This window comes from Streptococcus bouchesdurhonensis (genome assembly GCF_948472335.1).
This window is the reverse complement of record NZ_CAOKTW010000003.1, coordinates 367648-388814: the sequence shown is the minus strand read 5'-3', so window position 1 is coordinate 388814 and position 21167 is coordinate 367648. Positions and strand designations below refer to the sequence as shown.

The following is a 21167-nucleotide window of genomic DNA, read 5'->3' as shown; positions in this document are numbered from 1 at the left end:
ATAACAATTTTATTTTTGTGAATGTGTTCCAATTTCCCCAAAACATATTCTATTTTAGGTTTGTGAAAATCACTTTTTTATGGTAGAATGTAAAAGAATGTATGTCATTCGGAATAACAATAAAATGAGGTAAAAACATGGAAATCATGTCGCTTGCGATTGCTGTTTTTGCCGTCATCATTGGTTTAGTCATTGGATATGTCAGCATCTCAGCCAAGATGAAATCATCTCAGGAAGCTGCAGAGTTGATGCTTTTAAATGCTGAACAAGAAGCAACTAATTTACGTGGACAAGCCGAGCGTGAAGCGGATTTACTTGTTAATGAAGCCAAACGTGAAAGCAAGTCTCTTAAAAAAGAAGCACTATTGGAGGCCAAAGAAGAAGCCAGAAAATACCGTGAAGAAGTGGACGCTGAATTCAAATCAGAACGTCAAGAACTCAAACAAATCGAAAGTCGTTTGACAGAGAGAGCTACTAGCCTTGACCGTAAGGACGACAATTTGACGAGTAAAGAACAAACACTTGAACAAAAAGAACAAAGTATTTCTGATAGAGCGAAAAACCTTGATGCGCGTGAAGAGCAATTAGAGGAAGTCGAAAGACAAAAAGAAGCTGAACTAGAACGTATTGGTGCCCTGTCTCAGGCAGAAGCACGAGATATTATCTTGTCTCAGACAGAGGAGAACTTGACCAAGGAGATTGCCAGTCGCATTCGTGAAGCTGAGCAAGAGGTCAAGGAACGTTCTGACAAAATGGCCAAGGACATTCTGGTTCAAGCAATGCAACGTATCGCTGGTGAATATGTAGCGGAGTCAACAAACTCAACAGTCCATCTGCCAGACGATACTATGAAGGGACGCATTATTGGTCGTGAAGGTCGTAACATTCGTACCTTTGAAAGTTTGACAGGGGTCGATGTGATTATCGACGATACACCAGAAGTGGTGACCTTGTCAGGATTTGACCCGATTCGTCGTGAGATTGCCCGTATGACTATGGAAATGTTGCTCAAAGATGGTCGTATTCATCCAGCTCGTATCGAAGAGTTGGTTGAGAAAAACCGTCAAGAGATTGATAATAAGATCCGTGAATACGGTGAGGCTGCTGCCTATGAGATTGGTGCACCAAACCTTCATCCAGACTTGATGAAGATTATGGGACGTTTGCAGTTCCGTACCTCTTATGGACAAAATGTTTTGCGCCATTCGATTGAAGTTGCTAAGCTGGCTGGTATTATGGCGAGCGAGCTTGGTGAAAATGCGGCTCTTGCCCGTCGTGCTGGATTCCTTCACGATATTGGGAAAGCCATTGACCGCGAGGTTGAGGGTAGCCACGTTGAAATTGGTATGGAATTGGCTCGTAAGTACAAGGAACACCCAGTTGTGGTCAATACGATTGCTAGTCACCACGGCGATGTCGAAGCTGAGAGCGTGATTGCAGTGATCGTCGCTGCAGCAGATGCCTTGAGCGCAGCCCGTCCAGGTGCTCGTAGTGAGTCTCTTGAAAGCTACATCAAGCGTCTTCATGATTTGGAAGAAATTGCTAACGGCTTTGAAGGAGTACAAACTAGCTTTGCCCTTCAAGCAGGACGTGAAATCCGTATCATGGTCAATCCAGGACAAATCAAGGACGACAAAGTCACAATCTTGGCTCACAAAGTTCGTGAGAAAATTGAGAACAATCTAGATTACCCAGGAAATATCAAGGTAACCGTGATTCGCGAGTTGCGTGCAGTAGATTATGCTAAATAAATAAGAAAGAGCAGTTGAAAAATTACTGCTTTTTTGTTACACTAGATAGAAAGACTGTAAAGGATAATTTGGCTTTTGCCATTATTCTAGAGAAATGTTATTTCACAGACTGACTAAAAGGAGACACAATGGCAGACCGAGGCTTACTAATCGTTTTTTCAGGTCCTTCAGGGGTTGGAAAAGGAACGGTTAGAAGAGAGATTTTTGAGAGTTCTGAAAACCAATTTCAATACTCTGTATCGATGACGACACGCGCACAACGTCCCGGAGAAGTGGACGGTGTTGACTATTTCTTCCGTACTCGTGAAGAGTTTGAAGAGCTGATTCGTCAAGGACAGATGTTGGAATATGCAGAATATGTCGGCAACTACTATGGAACTCCTCTGACCTATGTCAATGAAACCTTGGACAAGGGAATCGATGTTTTCCTTGAAATTGAAGTTCAAGGTGCTCTTCAGGTCAAGAAAAAGGTTCCAGATGCTGTCTTTATCTTTCTGACACCACCAGATTTGGATGAATTGCAAGATCGTTTGGTAGGTCGTGGAACAGACAGTGCAGAAGTGATTGCCCAACGAATCGAAAAAGCCAAGGAAGAAATTGCCCTCATGCGTGAGTATGATTATGCGATTGTCAACGATCAGGTGCCCCTAGCTGCTGAGCGTGTCAAACGTGTTATCGAAGCAGAGCACTTCCGTGTGGATCGTGTCATTGGTCACTATCAGGAGATGTTACCAAAATCTCCAACTACCCGATAAAATTTAGAAAATAGGTACAAGCAAATGATGTTAAAACCCTCTATTGATACCTTGCTTGACAAGGTTCCTTCAAAATATTCACTCGTAATCTTGGAAGCAAAACGTGCCCATGAATTGGAAGCAGGTGCGCCAGCATGTCAAGGTTTCAAGTCTGAAAAATCAACTCTTCGCGCTTTAGAAGAAATCGAATCAGGAAACGTAACAATTCACCCAGATCCAGAAGGAAAACGTGAAGCAGTGCGTCGCCGTATCGAAGAAGAAAAACGCCGCAAAGAAGAAGAAGAAAAGAAAATCAAAGAGCAAATCGCTAAAGAAAAAGAAGATGGTGAAAAAATTTAAGGTTGGGGGGACTCAATCTTATTTTTTCTATTGCAAGAATGTACTGATAAGGAGGAGGTGAGAAGATGGCTATAGCAAAGATTATCGTAGATGTACCCTTGATGCAGACAGACCAGCCCTATAGTTATAGGATTCCGGAGGAATTTCTGGGAATGCTGGAGGTTGGGATGCGAGTTCATGTGCCCTTTGGTAAGGGGAATCGCCTGATTCAAGGGATTGTTCTTGGTTTGGAGTCCCAATCAGATGAAGAAGAGATGGAGCAAGATTTAAAAGATATTGCCGAGGTGCTGGATTTTTCTCCTGTTCTCACGCAAGAACAACTCTGGCTGGCTGAGGAGCTCCGCAAATCTGTCTTCTCCTACAAAATTTCCATCCTCAAGGCGATGCTACCGGGATTTCTAAATTCCAGCTATGACAAGATTCTCTATCCTCTGGAAGGTCTGAGTCAGGAGGACCGAGTGCGCTTGTTTGGTTCAGAAGATTCGCTTGCTTTTTCTTCTCTGGATTTAGCTAAGCAAGCTGAAATGATGCGTTTGACTAGAAAAGGTCTGCTTGGTTTGGAATATCAGGCTGTCGATCAAAAGAAGGTCAAGACCCAGTCTTGGTATGAGATCAATCTTGCTCAATTAGAAGTTGTCGATATTTCTGCACGTGCTAAGAAAAAGTTAGAACTGAGAGACTATTTGCTTTCTCATCCAGAGAGTGCTTCCTTGGCTAGTTTGTTAGAGTCCTATTCGCGGGAGCAAGTCAACTTCTTTGTGGAACAAGGTGCTGTGACCATAGTCCAAAAGGAAGTTCAACGCTCGGCTGCTTATTTTGAAGGCATTGAGGTAAGTCGGCCTTTGGAGTTGAATCCAGAGCAAAGGCAGGCGCGTGATGCGGTTGTGAGTGCGATTGGCAGCCATCAACCTCCCTTCCTCCTTCAAGGGATTACAGGAAGTGGGAAGACGGAGGTTTACTTGCAGATTATCCAAGGGGCCTTGGACAAGGGCAAGACAGCTATTTTGCTGGTGCCTGAGATTTCCCTGACTCCACAGATGACGGAGCGTTTTATAGCACGTTTTGGGGACAAGGTGGCCATTCTTCATTCAGGCCTATCCAATGGTGAAAAGTATGATGAATGGCGCAAGGTGGAACGCGGAGATGCCCAAGTTGTTGTGGGTGCTAGATCTGCCATTTTTGCTCCACTGAAAAATCTGGGTGTCATGATTATTGATGAAGAGCATGAAGCGACTTATAAGCAGGACAGCAATCCCCGTTACCATGCCAGAGAAGTAGCCATTTTACGGGCTCAGTATAATCAAGCAGTTCTGGTACTTGGTTCAGCAACTCCTAGTCTGGAAAGCCGTGCTCGGGCTGGAAAAGGCGTCTATCAACATTTACGTCTGACCCAACGCGCCAATCCTTTGGCTAGGATCCCTGAGGTTCAAGTGATTGATTTTCGAGACTATATCGGACAAAATGAGACGTCAAACTTTACGCCTCCCTTGCTAGAAGCCATTCAAGACCGTCTAGCTAAAAAAGAGCAGGTGGTTCTCATGCTCAATCGCCGTGGTTATTCTAGCTTTGTCATGTGTCGGGAGTGTGGGACCGTGGATACTTGTCCCAACTGTGACATTTCCTTGACCTTGCACATGGATACCAAGACCATGAACTGCCATTATTGTGGGTTTTCTAAGGACATTCCTCAGGTCTGTCCTAACTGTAAGAGTCGCAGTATTCGTTACTATGGAACAGGGACTCAAAAAGCTTATGATGAGCTAGCAGAACTCTTTCCTCAAGCCCGCATTCTGCGTATGGATGTGGATACGACCCGCAAGAAAGGCAGTCACCAAGCTCTTCTTGATCAGTTTGGACGAGGAGAAGCAGATATCTTGCTGGGAACTCAAATGATTGCCAAGGGATTGGATTTTCCCAATGTAACCCTAGTCGGAGTTCTTAATGCGGATACAGCTTTGAATCTGCCTGATTTCCGTTCTTCTGAGAGAACCTTCCAGCTCTTGACTCAGGTGGCAGGTCGAGCAGGTCGTGCTGAAAAAGCTGGTCAGGTTTTGATCCAGTCTTACAATCCGCAGCATTATGCTATTCGATTTGCCAAGGATCAGGACTACGAAGGTTTTTATGCCTATGAAATGGGAATTAGACGACAACTTGGCTATCCACCTTACTATTTCACCATTGGCATTACCCTTTCTCACAAGAAAGAAGAAGAGGTGGTCAAACGTGCCTATGAAGTCATGAATATTTTGCGGTCAGGTTTGTCAGAGACCAGTAAGATTCTCGGGCCGACGCCCAAGCCCATTGCTCGTACCCACAACCTCTATCATTACCAGATTTTGATTAAATATCGTTTAGAAGATGAGCTGGGGCCAACCCTCAATCGGGTTCTGGCTTTAACTCAAGAACGGGAAAATAGTGAGCTCCGTCTTAGCATTGACCATGAGCCACAGCAATTTTTATAAGAAGGAGAAGATATGACAAAACTAATCTTTATGGGGACACCCGACTTTTCAGCAACAGTCTTAAAAGGACTTTTGACAGATGACCGTTACGAAATTCTAGCCGTTGTAACCCAGCCAGACCGTGCTGTTGGTCGTAAAAAAGTTATCCAAGAAACACCAGTCAAGCAGGCTGCCAAGGAAGCAGGTCTTCCTATCTACCAACCTGAAAAATTATCTGGAAGTCCAGAGATGGAAGCGATTATGAATTTGGGAGCGGATGGAATTGTGACTGCTGCTTTTGGGCAGTTTCTCCCAAGTAAACTCCTTGATAGCATGGACTTTGCGGTCAACGTTCATGCCTCTCTTCTTCCTAAACACCGTGGTGGTGCGCCTATCCATTATGCCTTGATTCAAGGGGATGAGGAAGCTGGTGTGACCATTATGGAGATGGTTAAGGAAATGGATGCAGGAGATATGATTTCTCGTCGTAGTATTCCGATTACGGATGAGGACAATGTCGGCACCTTGTTTGAGAAATTGGCGCTAGTTGGTCGCGATTTGCTTTTAGACACTTTGTCTGCCTACATTGCTGGGGAAATCAAACCTGAACCGCAGGATCCAAGTCAAGTTACTTTCTCGCCCAATATCAAGCCAGAGGAAGAAAAGTTAGATTGGACTAAAAGCAATCGTCAACTCTTTAACCAAATCCGTGGAATGAATCCGTGGCCTGTTGCCCATACTTTCCTTAAGGGCGACCGCTTTAAGATTTATGAAGCACTACTAGTGGAAGGTAAGGGAAATCCAGGTGAGATCCTCTCTATTGGTAAGAAAGAATTGATTGTCGCAACGGCAGAAGGGGCTCTATCCCTCAAACAAGTGCAGCCAGCTGGTAAACCTAAGATGGACATTGCTTCCTTCCTCAACGGACTTGGACGGACATTGACTGTAGGAGAACGATTTGGTGACTAAAGTAGAAACGGCTAGAAGTTTAGCTCTAGCAGCATTAGAGGATGTTTTTATCAATCAAGCATACTCAAACATCGCCTTAAATAAGCATTTCAAGGGAAGTCAACTTTCGGCAGCAGACAAGGGCTTGGTGACCGAGCTGGTCTATGGAACGGTAGCCCGTAAACTGACTCTGGAATGGTACCTATCCCACTTTATCGAAGACAGAGACCAGTTAGATAGTTGGCTTTATGTCCTTCTTCTCATGAGTGCTTACCAGCTCCGCTATTTGGACAAGATTCCAGACCATGCTGTGGTCAATGAAGCAGTAGAATTGGCCAAAGTCCGTAAAAAAGGCAGTGAAAAATTGGTCAACGCTGTCCTTCGCCGTATCTTGCGTGAAGGCTGGCCAGATATTGCTAGCATCAAGCGAAAAAACAAGCGTGATTCTATTGCCTATTCTCTTCCAGTTTGGCTAGTTGCCAAGCTCAAGGAAGAATACGGAGAAGAGCGAGCTCAAGCTATCTTTGAAAGCCTTTTGGTGCGCAACAAGGCTAGTATTCGTGTAACGGACCTAGGACGAAAAGAAGAAATCCAAGTCTTGTTGGAGGCCAGTGATTCACCTTTGTCTGTTTTTGGTCTCGTCAAGGAGCAGGGGCATTTTGCAGGCCATGACCTATTTTCAGAGGGGGCTATTACTATCCAAGACGAGTCTAGTCAGCTGGTTGCTCCCACTCTTGATTTACAAGGTGGTGAGCAGGTTCTAGATGCCTGTGCGGCTCCAGGTGGGAAAACAGCCCATATAGCCTCTTATCTAACGACAGGTCAGGTTACTGCTCTGGACTTGTACGACCATAAGTTGGACTTAATACAAGAAAATGCCCAACGTTTGGGAGTTGCAGATCGGGTTCAAATGCAAAAATTAGATGCCAGAAAGGTGCATGAGTTTTTTGGTCAGGATTCATTTGATAAGATTTTGGTAGATGCTCCCTGTTCAGGAATCGGTCTTCTGCGCCGAAAACCAGACATCAAATACAATAAAGAAACGGCAGATTTCGCGTCCTTGCAGGAAATTCAGCTAGAAATATTAGGTAGTGTTTGTCAAACACTACGCAAAGGTGGTATAATAACTTATAGTACCTGTACTATTGTCTCAGAGGAGAACTTTCAAGTCGTACAGGCATTTTTAGAAAGTCATCCTGAATTTGAGCAGGTTACACTAGAACATGAATGTAAGGATATCATGAAAGACGGCTGTATCCTCATTACACCTGAATTGTATGGAAGTGATGGATTTTTTATCAGTCAATTTCGTAAGATATCGGATTAGGAAGGAACTAACACATGGAAATTTCATTATTAACAGATGTTGGTCAGAAACGAACAAATAACCAAGACTATGTCAACCACTATGTCAATAGAGCTGGACGTACTATGATTATCCTAGCTGATGGTATGGGAGGTCATCGCGCAGGGAATATCGCTAGTGAAATGGCGGTAACAGACCTAGGTGTAGCTTGGGTAGATACTCAAATCGATACAGTTAATGAAGTACGTGAATGGTTTGCTAACAACCTTGAGATTGAAAATCAAAGGATTAACCAATTGGGACAAAATGAAGCCTATAAAGGAATGGGAACAACCCTTGAGGCTGTAGCCATTATTGATAATCAGGCTATCTATGCCCACATTGGGGATTCTCGTATCGGTTTGATTCGTGGAGAAGAATACCACCAGTTAACGAGCGACCATTCTTTGGTCAATGAATTGCTTAAGGCAGGTCAATTGACACCTGAAGAAGCTGCTAGCCATCCACAGAAAAATATTATTACCCAGTCAATCGGTCAAAAAGACGAAATTCAGCCTGATTTTGGAATGATCACCCTTGAGCCGGGAGACTATCTCTTACTCAATAGTGATGGCTTGACAAATATGATTTCAGGCAGTGAGATTTCTGATATTGTAACCAGCGATATTTCTTTGGCAGATAAGGCAGCAACCTTGATCCGTTTTGCCAACAATGCGGGTGGTTTAGACAACATCACAGTTGCCCTTATTGCTGTTAATGAGGAGGAAACAGAATGATCCAAATCGGCAAGATTTTTGCCGGGCGGTATCGGATTCTCAAACAGATTGGTCGAGGAGGCATGGCAGATGTTTACTTGGCTAAAGATTTGATTCTAGACGGGGAAGAAGTGGCAGTAAAGGTCCTGAGAACCAACTACCAGACAGACCCGATTGCTGTGGCGCGTTTCCAGCGGGAAGCGAGAGCCATGGCGGATCTGGACCATCCTCATATCGTTCGGATTACAGATATCGGTGAAGAAGAGGGACAACAGTATCTTGCAATGGAATATGTTGCTGGATTAGACCTCAAACGCTATATCAAGGAACATCACCCTCTTTCAAATGAAGAAGCGGTTCGAATCATGGGACAAATCCTCTTGGCTATGCGCTTAGCCCATACTCGAGGAATTGTTCACAGGGATTTGAAACCGCAAAATATCCTTTTGACCCCAGATGGGACTGCCAAGGTTACAGACTTTGGGATTGCAGTAGCCTTTGCAGAGACGAGTTTGACTCAGACCAACTCAATGCTGGGTTCCGTTCATTATTTATCGCCAGAGCAGGCGCGTGGTTCTAAAGCAACTGTGCAGAGTGATATCTATGCCATGGGGATTATTTTCTATGAGATGCTGACAGGTCATATTCCTTACGATGGGGATAGTGCGGTAACCATCGCCCTCCAGCATTTCCAGAAACCTCTGCCGTCGGTTATAGCTGAAAATCCATCTGTGCCTCAGGCATTAGAAAATGTTGTTATCAAGGCAACTGCTAAGAAATTAACAGATCGTTACAAATCAGTCGCTGAAATGTATGTGGATTTGTCGAGTAGTTTGTCTTATAATCGTCGTAATGAACCAAAGCTAGTCTTTGACGATGCAACTAAGGCAGATACTAAAACTCTTCCTAAAGTACCGCAAAGTACCTTGACTTCTATTCCTAAGGTGCAAACACAGAGTCCGAAGCCACAGACTGCGAAACCTAGTCAGCAGGTTTCAGAAGACAATTACGCAAGCAAGACTGTTAAGAAACGGAAATTTAGAGTTCGTTATATGATTTTGTTGGCCAGCATTGTATTGGTGGCAGCCTCTCTGATTTGGATACTATCTAGAACTCCTGCAACCATTGCCATTCCAGATGTGGCAGGCCAGACAGTTGCGGAAGCCAAGGAAACGCTCAAGAAAGCCAATTTTGAGATTGGCGAGGAGAAATCAGAGGCTAGTGAAAAGGTGGAAGAAGGGCGGATTATCCGTACAGATCCTGAAGCTGGAAAGACTCGAAAAGAAGGTTCGAAAATCAATTTGGTTGTCTCATCAGGCAAGCAATCTTTCCAATTGAGTAACTATATCGGCCGTAAATCGACAGATGTTATCGCAGAACTCAAGCAGAAGAAGGTTCCTGAAAATCTCATCAAGATTGAGGAAGAAGAATCAAGTGAGAGTGAAGCAGGAACCGTTCTCAGACAGAGTCCAGCTGCCGGAACAACCTATGATTTGAGCAAGGCCTCAACAATTACCTTAACCGTTGCTAAGAAAGTAACCAGCGTTGCTATGCCAAGTTATATAGGATCTAGTCTTGAATTTACTAAAAATAATCTCGTTCAAATTGTTGGGATTAAAGAAGCCAATATTGAAGTTGTAGAAGTGTCGACAGCTCCTGATGGAACTGCTGAGGGGACTGTTGTAGAGCAAAGTCCAAAAGCAGGCGAAAAGGTTGATTTGACTAAGACGCGTGTCAAGATTTCAATCTACAAACCAAAAACACCACCGTCAACGTCATCATCAGCACCAGCCCAACGTGGAAACCAAGGTTCTACTACGACACCAAGTCAGGGGAACCAACAAGGAAATCAACGAGGGAATGCACCTGCTACTACTCAATCAAGTAGTGAAGGCAACCACGAAAATTCTCGTGATTAAACGAATCTTTGTCATGATTTCATGGCAAAGATTTTTTTTGAGTCCGGATTTGTGATAGAATAGAGGAAGTTGATAAAAGGAGGAACGCATGGAAGAATCAAGAGAATTAAATGCCGTCATCGATGTGATTATGTTAGCTGGAACCATTCTTCTCAAAAGTGGCTCAGAGATTCATCGTGTAGAAGATACCATGATCCGTATTGCGCATTCGCAGGGGATTGTGGATTGCAATGTTCTTGCCATGCCTGCTGCTATCTTTTTCTCCATTGAAAATACCAATATTTCGCGAATGAAACGCGTGACTTCCTCTTCTTATAATATTGAAAAAGTCTGTGATGTGAACCAGATTTCTCGTCAGTTGGTAGGAGGAAATCTTGATTTAGAGACAGCCTTCAAGCAATTGACGGCTTTGCAAGACCAGCCCCTTCCTTATACTAAGTTGCAGGTAACTCTGGCTGCGACCTTTAGCGCCCCTTTCTTTTCGATTATGTTTAGTGGAAATATCTACGACGCACTTGGGGCAGGAGTGGCTACCTTATTTGGTTTTGCCTTTTCCCTCTATGTGGAGAAGTTTATCCGAATTCCCTTTGTAACGGCCTTTGCTGGAGCCTTTGTCTTTGGGATGATTGCCCAGTTTTGGGCTCGCTACACAGGTTTTCCTTCAACGGCAGATTTGATTATAGCTGGTGCGGTCATGCCGTTTGTACCAGGGATTGCCTTGACCAATGCGGTTCGTGATATTATGACCAACCACATAAACTCTGGTATGAGTAAGATGTTTGAATCCCTGCTCATTACCCTTGCTTTAGGGGCGGGAACTTCTGTCGCCTTGGTATTGATGAATTAATATGACACTAACAACCTTTTTATTACAAGCAGTAGCAAGTCTTCTTGCTATCATCACTTTTTTAATCGTACTCAATGTTCAACGTTCTATGCTCTTACCAGGAGGAATTTTGGGCATGGCTGTCTGGCTAATTTATCTTTTGCTCAAGGAACCGACCAATGTTATTGTGGCTACTTTTATTGCAGCCATTATCGGTTCTTGCGTCAGCCAGATTTTAAGTATTCTTTATAAGACACCTGCTGTGGTCTTTATCTTGGCCATCTTAGCACCTCTGGTTCCGGGTTATCTCTCCTATCGGACAACTGCCTTTTTTGTGACGGGAGATTACAGTCATGCCATTGCTAGTGCAACCTTGGTTGTTATGTTGGCTTTGGTGATTTCCATTGGAATGGCTAGTGGAACAGTGATTCTCAGACTGTATCATTATATAAAAACACATTGAGCATTGGAGAATTTACAGAAATAAAAGAATTTTCTGAAAAATGAGACAAATGCATTGACAACGCTTTCTCTATGTAGTATTCTATATATAGAAAGGAGGAAAAATCATGAAAAAATTACTATTTTCCTTATTGTTTGTAAGTCTACTGACTTTATTGTTTATCCCAGTCATGGTTTCTAGTTCGAGCTCAGAGTTTCAAAGTGGATTGCAAGAGAATCAGTTGATTGCTGAGAAGGTTAGTAAAACACTTGACAAGACATTTGATAAGAATATCAGAGAAATTCCGACTAGTCAGTTTTATCAAGAATTTGTAGATGAGATGGGAAGGACTTACTCAGGAAATTTAATCCTCCAGGAACTGATAACTGAGAATGGGGCTTATAAAGCTACTTATGTTGGTGAACTCTATAGCAACTAATCATTATTTAAAACTGTGACGAATAAGCGACTTGATTTGGTGAATCAAGTCTTTTTTCTCTCTTTTACTGCCATTTGTGATAAAATAGTATAGAACGATTTTTTACAACGAATGATAAAACAGAGGTAAATATGACAATCGGTATTGATAAGATTGGTTTTGCGACCAGTCAATATGTCTTGAAATTACAAGACTTAGCAGAAGCGAGGGGAATTGACCCTGAAAAATTAAGCAAAGGACTCTTACTCAAGGAATTGAGTATTGCGCCCTTAACTGAGGACATCGTGACTTTGGCGGCCAGTGCTAGTGACTCTATTTTAACTGAGCAAGAAAGAGCAGAAATTGACATGGTCATTGTGGCTACCGAGTCAGGAATTGACCAAAGTAAAGCTGCGGCCGTCTTTGTGCATGGTTTGCTGGGCATCCAGCCCTTTGCTCGTAGTTTCGAGATTAAAGAAGCCTGCTATGGAGCGACAGCGGCCCTTCATTATGCCAAATTGCATGTGGAAAATTCTCCAGAGTCCAAGGTCTTGGTCATTGCCAGTGATATTGCCAAATACGGTATTGAAACTCCAGGAGAACCCACTCAGGGTGCTGGAAGTGTGGCCATGTTGATTACACAAAATCCACGCATTATGGCCTTTAATAATGACAATGTGGCTCAGACCCGTGATATCATGGATTTCTGGCGTCCAAATTACTCAACAACTCCTTATGTAAATGGTGTCTATTCTACCCAACAATATCTAGATAGTTTGAAAACGACTTGGCTTGAATACCAAAAACGCTACCAGCTTACTTTAGATGATTTTGCGGCTGTTTGTTTCCACTTGCCTTACCCTAAATTAGCGCTAAAAGGCTTGAAAAAAATCATGGATAAGAGCCTGCCTCAAGAGAAAAAAGACCTCTTGCAAAACCATTTTGACCAGTCTATTCTCTACAGTCAAAAGGTGGGGAATATCTATACAGGTTCGCTTTTCCTTGGACTTTTGTCTCTCTTGGAAAATACAGATAGCTTGAAGGCTGGGGATAAAATTGCCCTTTATAGTTACGGAAGTGGTGCTGTGGCTGAGTTCTTCAGTGGTGAATTGGTTGAAGGATATGAAGCTTATCTGGATAAAGGCCGCTTGAATAAGCTCAACCAACGAACTGCCCTGTCTGTTGCTGACTATGAAAAAGTCTTCTTTGAAGAAGTAGACTTGGATGAAACAAATTCTGCCCAGTTTGCTGGCTATGAAAATCAAGATTTTGCCTTGGTTGAAATTGTTGACCACCAACGCCGTTATAGCAAGGTTGAAAAATAATGAAGATAAGTTGGAATGGATTTTCTAAAAAATCATACCAAGAGCGCCTCGAGCTGTTAAAAGCTCAGGCGCTCCTTAGTCCTGAGAGACAAGAGAGTTTGGAGCAGGATGAACAGATTAGTGTGACTGTGGCAGACCAGCTGAGTGAGAATGTAGTGGGAACTTTTTCTCTGCCTTATTCGCTGGTCCCAGAGGTTCTCGTTAACGGTCAGGAATACACAGTTCCCTATGTGACAGAAGAACCGTCCGTGGTTGCTGCGGCCAGCTATGCAAGTAAAATCATCAAGCGAGCAGGTGGCTTTACTGCTCAGGTTCATCAGCGCCAGATGATTGGGCAGGTAGCCCTTTATCAAGTTGCTGATCCAGATTTAGCGCAAGAAAAGATTGACGGCAAGAAAGTAGAACTCTTGGAACTTGCCAATCAAGCCTATCCTTCCATTGTTAAACGCGGGGGCGGGGCGCGTGATCTACATATAGAACAGATTGAAGGCGAAACAGACTTTCTCGTTGTTTATCTCCATGTCGATACCCAAGAAGCTATGGGTGCTAATATGCTCAACACCATGCTAGAAGCCTTGAAACCAGTCTTAGAAGAACTCAGCCAGGGACAGAGTCTCATGGGAATTCTGTCTAATTACGCGACCGATTCTCTGGTGACTGCAAGCTGTCGCATCGCCTTTCGCTACTTGAGCCGCCAAAAGGATCAAGGACGAGAGATTGCGGAGAAAATGGCGTTGGCTAGCCAATTGGCGCAGGCTGATCCTTATCGAGCAGCTACCCACAATAAAGGGATTTTTAATGGTATTGATGCCATTTTGATTGCCACTGGTAATGACTGGCGTGCTATTGAGGCAGGAGCTCATGCTTTTGCCAGTCGAGACGGGCGCTACCAAGGTCTTAGTCAATGGACGCTGGACGTTGAGAGAGAAGAATTGGTCGGTGAGATGACCCTGCCTATGCCTGTAGCGACAAAGGGTGGCTCTATCGGTCTCAACCCTCGTGTAGCCCTCAGTCATGAACTACTGGGAAATCCTTCTGCTAAAGAATTAGCCCAGCTTATCGTGTCTATCGGTCTTGCCCAAAACTTTGCGGCTCTCAAAGCCTTGGTGAGCACAGGGATTCAGCAAGGGCACATGAAATTGCAGGCCAAATCCTTGGCTCTCCTAGCAGGTGCCAGTGAATCTGAAGTTGCTCCCCTAGTCGAGCAACTTATCGCAGATAAAACCTTTAACCTTGAGACAGCCCAGCGCTATCTCGAAAATTTAAGATTATAAAAAACTCAGACGAAGGCAGTCTGAGTTTTCTTGTGCTTATACTCAATGAAAATCAAAGAGCAAACTAGGAAGCTAGCCGCAAGCTGCTCAAAGCACTGCTTTGAGGTTGTAGATAAGACTGACGAAGTCAGTTACATATATCTACGGTAAGGCGACGCTGACGTGGTTTGAAGAGATTTTTGAAGAGTATTAAATACTTTTTCCTGGTAATAGGGTGACTGGTAAGAAGTAACCAGTTGTCGCGACTTCCTTACCTTCGATTTTTTGTAAGAGTAGGTCAACAGTGAGTTGGGCAATCTCTTGCATAGGTTGCTTCACAGTCGTCAAATGAGGATAGTAATTCTCGATAAAGTAGGTACCATCATAGCCGATGACCTTGAGCTCTTCAGGAACAGAAATACCCAGTTCTTGGGCAATTTTAATGACTAGAATAGCGGTCAAATCATCCGAAGCAAAGATGGCATCTGGTTTTTGATGGGTCAAGATATTCTTGATTTCCATTTCTTTTCTGACTGGAGAAAAGTCACTGGAAACATTGATAATAGGTGCTTTGGGGAGAATAGATGCAAAGCCAGCGTGGCGTAGTCCGGTTGGCGAATTAGAATTGTCATTCCCTGTAATCATGATGATAGACTGGGCACCTGTCTTGACTAAGGTCTGGGCTGCGAGAACCCCACCAGCATAATTGTCAGAGGAAACGACTGGAATGTCTGGAGACAGATTTCGGTCAAAGGAAATAATCGGTGCTGTCACACGATTGTAGTCTTCGATTCCCAAGTTGTGACTACCAGAAATGATGCCGTCTACCTGATTAGCTTCCAACATTTCGATGTATTCGCGTTCCTTTTCAGAATCGTGCTCACTGTTGCAGATGATGGTCTTATAACCATTTTTGAAGAGTTGGTGTTCCAGCTTATCAATCAATTCTGCGTAGAAAACGTTGGAAATATTTGGGAAAATCAAGCCGATTAATTTAGCCGATTTTCCTTGCAGACTACGAGCTAGGTTGTTGGGTTTATAGCCCAATTCCCGCATGGCTTCATTGACCTTTTGAATAGTTTTCTCTGATAAATAGCCTTTTTTATTGATAACCCGAGAAACGGTAGTAGGGCTGACGCCTGCAAGTTTGGCGACATCAGTTAGTTTTGCGACCATAATCTAATTCATAGTAAGTTCCAGTTGGGTTTCCAGATTTGATCAGGATACCATTTTGGTCCGCATGTGGGAAGACACGACCAGAAAATACTTTTTCTCCTTTATTGATGAAAATTTCAAAGACAGAGTTATCGATGAAGATTGTAGCAGTAGTAGCCTGGTTATCGATTGGGCAAGAACGAGTTGTCCCAAATTCTTGAGCGTACTGTTCACCAGCTTGGCTACGATCCACTGTCACTTGACCATTTACAAGGTCAAAGTTGATTGAAAGTCCCTTGCCTTCTTTATCAGCAAGTAAGACAATCTCGCTCTGGCTATTGGCTTCCAAGTTGAGTTCAAGTTCGTAAGTGTTATTGGTTTGGGCACGATTTGAGAAGGCTTCTTCAGAAGCACGAAGGTCCTTGACAGCTGCGACTGGGTATTGGTAGAGTTTACCGTCTTTGATAGTGAGTTCTTTGACCAAAGAGAAGGTTCCTTGGTGGTCAAAACGATCAGAAGGGTAAGAAACATCTGGCAAACCAAGCCAGCTAACAGCTAGAGCACGTCCATCAGGAGAGTTGAAGGCTTGAGTTGCATAGGCTTCGAAACCATAGTCCATGTTTTGAAGTTGAGACACATCTACCATTTTGGCATTTTCAGGGTCAAAGGAAGCCCCAATCTTATACATATTTGGATAGATATTATCGTAATCTAGAACTTTCTTATCCAATCCTTGTGGGCAGTAAAGAAGGACAGGTTGCTCCCCTACAAAGATCAGATTTGGGCATTCCATCATATAGGCAGTGCGGTCGTTAGCAAAGTCAAGGTCGCCAACAGCTTGCCAGTTTGTGTAGTCGTTGTCAATAGCTTTGTAGAGACGAACGAAGCCTTTTTTCTCCAAGTCCTGTCCACCGACGATAGCATAGTATTGGCCCTTGAAGTTAAAAATTTGCGGATCGCGGAAGTGGTCTGTAGAGTCTGCCGGCTGGTCAATTAAGATCTTGTCAATCTTCGTAATATTGCCTTCCTTATCCATCAAAGCCCCAATCTGGTATGGGTGACGGATCCAATTTTCATCGCGGACATTTCCTGTATAAAATAGGAATAAGTTATCGCCAAACTGCATGGCAGAACCAGAGTAGGCACCGTGGCTATCTAATGGAGTGTCAGGCAAAACTTTGACTCCAGTTTCTGTGAAATGAACCAAGTCCTCACTTTCCAATTGAACCCAAGATTTCAAACCATGGGCTGCACCAAAAGGAAAGTTCTGATAAAAAACAATCCACTTTCCATCAAAGTAAGAAAAGCCATTTGGGTCGTTTAGGAGTCCTGTTTTTGGCTCAACATGGTAATGAGTATGCCATGGAGATTGTGCCATATTTTCTTTTATATGTTGAATTTCTTCTTGCGTCCAATCTTGATAAAGTCTGTAACGACGCTCAGTTGTCCATTTCATTCATTCATTCCTCCAAAAATCTTATCACTTTTAATAGTAACCGTTTTCGGAAAAAAAAGCAAGCCTTTTATGTTAAAAAAAAGAAAAAACTGTCAAACGTTTGTCACAAAATAAATGCAGGAAATCAATCAAATTTTCACGAAAATATGAAAGAGAATGAAACAAAACCCTTTTAAATAAGATTTTAAACTTATTTTTTCAAGGAATACCTGATAAAACAGTCAAAATCAATCAATCTAAAGCATGCTTACTAAGTGGATAGAATATTTTTTCTGCAAAACGCTTGACATATTTCTAAAACATGATAAAATAATAGTCGTAGGGCGGATAAAATCGCTTTCAAACAAGAACAAAATTTTATATAAGGAGATTTTTGCAAATGAACAATCAGGAAATTGCAAAAAAAGTCATCGATGCCTTGGGCGGACGTGAAAATGTCAACAGTGTTGCCCACTGTGCGACTCGTCTTCGTGTCATGGTCAAAGATGAAGGAAAAATCAATAAAGAAGTGATTGAGAACTTGGAAAAAGTTCAAGGTGCTTTCTTTAACTCAGGTCAATACCAAATCATCTTTGGTACAGGTACAGTTAACAAAATGTACGATGAAGTTGTTGCACTTGGTTTGCCAACATCATCTAAAGATGATATGAAAGCAGAAGCTGCCAAACAAGGGAACTGGTTCCAACGTGCTATCCGTACTTTCGGTGACGTTTTTGTTCCAATCATCCCAGTTATCGTAGCAACAGGTCTTTTCATGGGTGTACGTGGTCTATTGACTGCTCTTGGAATGACACTTCCAGCTGACGTGACAACTTACACGCAAATCTTGACAGATACAGCCTTTATCATCTTGCCAGGTTTGGTTGTGTGGTCAACCTTCCGTGTATTCGGTGGAAATCCAGCCGTTGGTATCGTTCTTGGTATGATGCTTGTTTCTGACTCGCTTCCAAACGCTTGGGCAGTCGCTTCAGGTGGTGAAGTAACAGCTATGAACTTCTTTGGTTTCATCCCTGTTGTTGGTTTGCAAGGTTCTGTTCTTCCAGCCTTCATCATCGGGGTTGTCGGAGCTAAATTTGAAAAAGCTGTCCGCAAGGTTGTTCCAGATGTCATTGACCTCTTGGTAACGCCATTTGTTACACTTTTGGTCATGTCTATCCTTGGACTCTTTGTCATTGGACCGGTCTTCCACGTCGTTGAAAACTACATCCTTATCGCTACAAAAGCGATCCTCAGCTTGCCATTTGGTCTTGGTGGTTTCTTGATCGGTGGGGTTCACCAATTGATTGTCGTGTCAGGTGTGCACCACATTTTCAACTTGCTTGAAGTTCAATTGCTTGCTGCTGACCATGCTAACCCATTCAACGCGATCATCACAGCTGCTATGACAGCTCAAGGTGCTGCGACTGTTGCGGTTGGTGTTAAAACTAAAAATCCAAAACTAAAAACACTTGCTTTCCCAGCTGCTCTTTCTGCCTTCCTAGGTATTACAGAGCCTGCTATTTTCGGGGTTAACTTGCGTTTCCGTAAACCATTCTTCCTTTCATTGATTGCTGGTGCAATCGGTGGTGGATTGGCTTCTATCCTTGGACTTGCAGGTACTGGTAATGGTATCACCGTCATCCCTGGTACAATGCTTTACATCGGTAACGGACAACTTGCACAATACCTTCTTATGGTAGCTGTATCATTCGTTCTTGGTTTCGCTCTTACTTATATGTTTGGTTATGAGGATGAAAAAGAAGTTGCTACTGAAGTAGAGACAGAACGTTTGGTCCAAGAAGAAACAACTGGTAACATTCCAGCAACTCTTCAAAATGAAACACTTGTAACTCCTATCGTTGGTGACGTTGTTGCTCTTGCTGATGTTAATGACCCAGTATTCTCAAGTGGAGCTATGGGACAAGGTATCGCTGTGAAACCTAGCCAAGGTGTGGTATATGCACCAGCTGATGCTGAAGTTTCAATTGCCTTTCCAACAGGACACGCTTTTGGTTTGAAAACAACTGATGGTGCTGAAGTTTTGATCCACGTTGGTATTGACACTGTATCTATGAATGGTGAAGGTTTTGAAGCAAAAGTTGCTCAAGGTGACAAGGTGAAAGCTGGCGATGTTCTTGGAACATTTGACTCAAACAAAATCGCTGCAGCTGGACTTGATGATACAACAATGGTTATCGTTACAAATACAGCTGACTACGCTTCAGTAGCTCCAGTCGCAACAGGTTCAGTTGCGAAGGGGGATGCTGTGATCGAAGTGAAAATCTAATCAATCCTCTCTAATGTGAAAACGAACAAATGACATGTTTGTTCGTTTTTGCTTGAATGGTAAGATTTACAGAGGAAAATCTAAAAAATTGAGAAACTTAGATTTTTAAAATATGCTATAATAAAGAAAATAAAAACAAGAGGTTTATCATGACAAAATTATATGGAAGCTTGGAAGCGGGCGGTACAAAGTTTGTCTGTGCTGTCGGTGATGAAAACTTTAACGTTGTAGAAAAAACACAATTTCCAACAACAACTCCAATCGAAACAATCGATAAAACCATTGAGTTCTTCTCAAAATTCGATAACCTTGCTGGTCTTGCAGTTGGTTCATTTGGTCCCATTGATATTGACAAAAACTCAAAAACTTATGGTTTTATCACAACGACTCCAAAACCAAACTGGGCAAATGTGGACTTGCTTGGTGCCCTTCGTCGCGCCCTCAACGTGCCAATGTACTTCACAACAGACGTAAACAGCTCTGCTTATGGTGAAGTGGTTGCCCGTAACAATGCTGGTGGTCGTATCGAAAACTTGGTTTACTACACAATCGGTACAGGTATCGGTGCTGGTGTTATCCAACGTGGAGAGTTTATCGGTGGTGTGGGTCACCCTGAGATGGGTCATTATTATGTTGCTAGACACCCAATGGATATTGAAAAAGAGTTTAAGGGTGTTTGTCCTTTCCATAAGGGATGTCTGGAAGGCTATGCAGCTGGTCCAAGTTTGGAAGCTCGTACAGGTGTTCGTGGGGAAAATATTGAACTCAACAACCCTGTTTGGGATGTTCAAGCCTACTATATCGCTCAAGCTGCGGTTAATGCGACAGTGACTTTCCGCCCAGACGTGATTGTCTTTGGTGGAGGGGTCATGGCACAACAACACATGCTGGATCGTGTCCGTGAGAAATTTACATCTCTTCTCAACGGCTACCTACCAGTACCAGATGTGCGTGATTACATTGTAACGCCCGCAGTCGCAGGAAATGGTTCTGCCACACTTGGGAACTTTGTCCTTGCAAAAGAAGTTTCAAAATAAAGCACAAAATCCGCTTGGGAAACCAAACGGATTTTTTACGTGTCAAAGCATTTGCCAGAAAAAGTCAATAATATAGGTCAGACCGTAGGTATAAACCACGAGAGTAAAGGGCTTGGTCAGAATGATGATGGTCATATAGCGCTTGAAACTCATCTTGGTCAGGGCAGCCAGCATACAGAGAAAGTCAGCTGGACTAATGGGCCAAATCATCATAAAGATAAAGAAACGGTCAAAACGATTGCCCTTATCCAACCAACCGATATACTTGTCATAGGTACGCTTGCTGACGACAGACTGGACAAAGGCGGCCCCATAGAGGCGCACCAGATAAAAGATAATGGCACAGCCAATGACAATGCCGATATAGTTGTAGATAGTCCCGATGATGTGTCCGTAGATAAAGACCCCAGCCACCGAGGTCAAGGCCCCAGGAATGATAGGAACGACAGTCTGTAAAATCTGTAAAAAGATAAAGAGAGGTGGCCCCCAGATCCCTGCCTGCTGGATAAAGGCAGAGAGGGTTTCCTTAGACTGTAAAATTCCAGCCTGATAAGCCCAAATACAGAAAATCAAACTCCCAACCCCACCGATAATCGATGAGATGTTGATAACTTGCTGTAAAAGGGGAGAAACAGCTTTCATTTGTTTATCCTGTGACATGTAAACTCCTCATAGATAGTATAACTCTACTATACCATATTTTGGAGGAGAAAGGGGGAATGAGTGTTTTTGCTATAGGAAGAGTGATGGATTTTGAGGCTAAACATGCTATAAT

The 21167-nt window shown here is 43.2% G+C and carries 18 protein-coding genes; 15 read left to right on the top strand and 3 right to left on the bottom strand.

Annotation, left to right across the window (positions count from 1 at the left end):
* The first annotated feature begins 137 nt into the window (after positions 1–137).
* The 13 genes from QMQ21_RS07130 to QMQ21_RS07070 all read left to right on the top strand — a co-directional run bounded on the left by QMQ21_RS07130 (position 138) and on the right by QMQ21_RS07070 (position 14499).
* The gene (locus tag QMQ21_RS07130; protein WP_261015806.1) at positions 138–1751 is read left to right on the top strand and encodes a ribonuclease Y; all 1614 of its coding nucleotides are present in this window, start codon (positions 138–140) and stop codon (positions 1749–1751) included.
* A 128-nt stretch (positions 1752–1879) separates the two neighbouring features.
* The gene (gene gmk / locus QMQ21_RS07125) at positions 1880–2506 is read left to right on the top strand and encodes a guanylate kinase (RefSeq protein WP_000775041.1); all 627 of its coding nucleotides are present in this window, start codon (positions 1880–1882) and stop codon (positions 2504–2506) included.
* Between the two features lie 24 nt (positions 2507–2530).
* Positions 2531–2845 (top strand): DNA-directed RNA polymerase subunit omega, encoded by a 315-nt coding sequence (gene rpoZ / locus QMQ21_RS07120; protein WP_004255434.1) that lies wholly within the window; start codon positions 2531–2533, stop codon positions 2843–2845.
* A 65-nt stretch (positions 2846–2910) separates the two neighbouring features.
* Entirely contained in the window at positions 2911–5307 is a 2397-nt protein-coding gene (locus QMQ21_RS07115; protein WP_261814174.1) for a primosomal protein N', read from the top strand.
* A gap of 12 nt (positions 5308–5319) precedes the next feature.
* On the top strand, positions 5320–6255 hold the full coding sequence (fmt, locus tag QMQ21_RS07110; protein WP_070528901.1) for a methionyl-tRNA formyltransferase: 936 nt from the start codon (positions 5320–5322) through the stop codon (positions 6253–6255).
* Positions 6248–7561: a 16S rRNA (cytosine(967)-C(5))-methyltransferase RsmB gene (gene rsmB / locus QMQ21_RS07105; protein WP_261814173.1), complete on the top strand. Its 1314-nt coding sequence runs from the start codon at positions 6248–6250 to the stop codon at positions 7559–7561. Before fmt ends, rsmB begins: the two co-directional genes overlap by 8 nt.
* Positions 7562–7575: 14 nt before the next feature.
* Positions 7576–8316: a Stp1/IreP family PP2C-type Ser/Thr phosphatase gene (locus tag QMQ21_RS07100; RefSeq protein ID WP_000406256.1), complete on the top strand. Its 741-nt coding sequence runs from the start codon at positions 7576–7578 to the stop codon at positions 8314–8316.
* The gene (gene pknB, locus QMQ21_RS07095; RefSeq protein WP_261814172.1) at positions 8313–10214 is read left to right on the top strand and encodes a Stk1 family PASTA domain-containing Ser/Thr kinase; all 1902 of its coding nucleotides are present in this window, start codon (positions 8313–8315) and stop codon (positions 10212–10214) included. The genes QMQ21_RS07100 and pknB overlap by 4 nt, the downstream gene beginning before the upstream one ends.
* A gap of 88 nt (positions 10215–10302) precedes the next feature.
* Positions 10303–11061: a threonine/serine exporter family protein gene (locus QMQ21_RS07090; RefSeq protein WP_033686493.1), complete on the top strand. Its 759-nt coding sequence runs from the start codon at positions 10303–10305 to the stop codon at positions 11059–11061.
* Position 11062: 1 nt separating this feature from the next.
* A complete protein-coding gene (locus QMQ21_RS07085; protein WP_000176930.1) occupies positions 11063–11503 on the top strand; it encodes a threonine/serine exporter family protein in 441 nt (146 codons plus the stop codon).
* A 169-nt stretch (positions 11504–11672) separates the two neighbouring features.
* Positions 11673–11921 carry a hypothetical protein gene (locus QMQ21_RS07080; RefSeq protein ID WP_261041950.1) on the top strand — a complete coding sequence of 83 codons (249 nt, stop codon included), beginning with the start codon at positions 11673–11675 and terminating at the stop codon, positions 11919–11921.
* A 131-nt stretch (positions 11922–12052) separates the two neighbouring features.
* A complete protein-coding gene (locus QMQ21_RS07075) occupies positions 12053–13225 on the top strand; it encodes a hydroxymethylglutaryl-CoA synthase (RefSeq protein WP_261814170.1) in 1173 nt (390 codons plus the stop codon).
* On the top strand, positions 13225–14499 hold the full coding sequence (locus QMQ21_RS07070; protein WP_261814169.1) for a hydroxymethylglutaryl-CoA reductase, degradative: 1275 nt from the start codon (positions 13225–13227) through the stop codon (positions 14497–14499). Before QMQ21_RS07075 ends, QMQ21_RS07070 begins: the two co-directional genes overlap by 1 nt.
* Positions 14500–14688: 189 nt before the next feature.
* On the opposite strand, the gene QMQ21_RS07065 is transcribed toward QMQ21_RS07070, so the two are convergent.
* Positions 14689–15654, bottom strand: a complete 966-nt coding sequence (locus tag QMQ21_RS07065) for a LacI family DNA-binding transcriptional regulator (protein WP_247930437.1) — start codon at positions 15652–15654, stop codon at positions 14689–14691.
* Positions 15635–17089 (bottom strand): sucrose-6-phosphate hydrolase, encoded by a 1455-nt coding sequence (locus tag QMQ21_RS07060; protein ID WP_033685441.1) that lies wholly within the window; start codon positions 17087–17089, stop codon positions 15635–15637. The genes QMQ21_RS07065 and QMQ21_RS07060 overlap by 20 nt, the downstream gene beginning before the upstream one ends.
* A 379-nt stretch (positions 17090–17468) precedes the next feature.
* On the opposite strand from QMQ21_RS07060, the gene QMQ21_RS07055 reads away from it, so the two are divergent.
* Both QMQ21_RS07055 and scrK read left to right on the top strand, forming a co-directional pair.
* Positions 17469–19355, top strand: a complete 1887-nt coding sequence (locus QMQ21_RS07055; RefSeq protein ID WP_084862947.1) for a sucrose-specific PTS transporter subunit IIBC — start codon at positions 17469–17471, stop codon at positions 19353–19355.
* A 149-nt stretch (positions 19356–19504) separates the two neighbouring features.
* Positions 19505–20392 (top strand): fructokinase ScrK, encoded by an 888-nt coding sequence (gene scrK, locus QMQ21_RS07050; protein ID WP_000164310.1) that lies wholly within the window; start codon positions 19505–19507, stop codon positions 20390–20392.
* A gap of 42 nt (positions 20393–20434) precedes the next feature.
* Here scrK and QMQ21_RS07045 read toward each other — a convergent pair whose 3' ends face one another.
* On the bottom strand, positions 20435–21052 hold the full coding sequence (locus QMQ21_RS07045) for a TVP38/TMEM64 family protein (protein ID WP_175880592.1): 618 nt from the start codon (positions 21050–21052) through the stop codon (positions 20435–20437).
* Between the last annotated feature and the right edge of the window lie 115 nt (positions 21053–21167).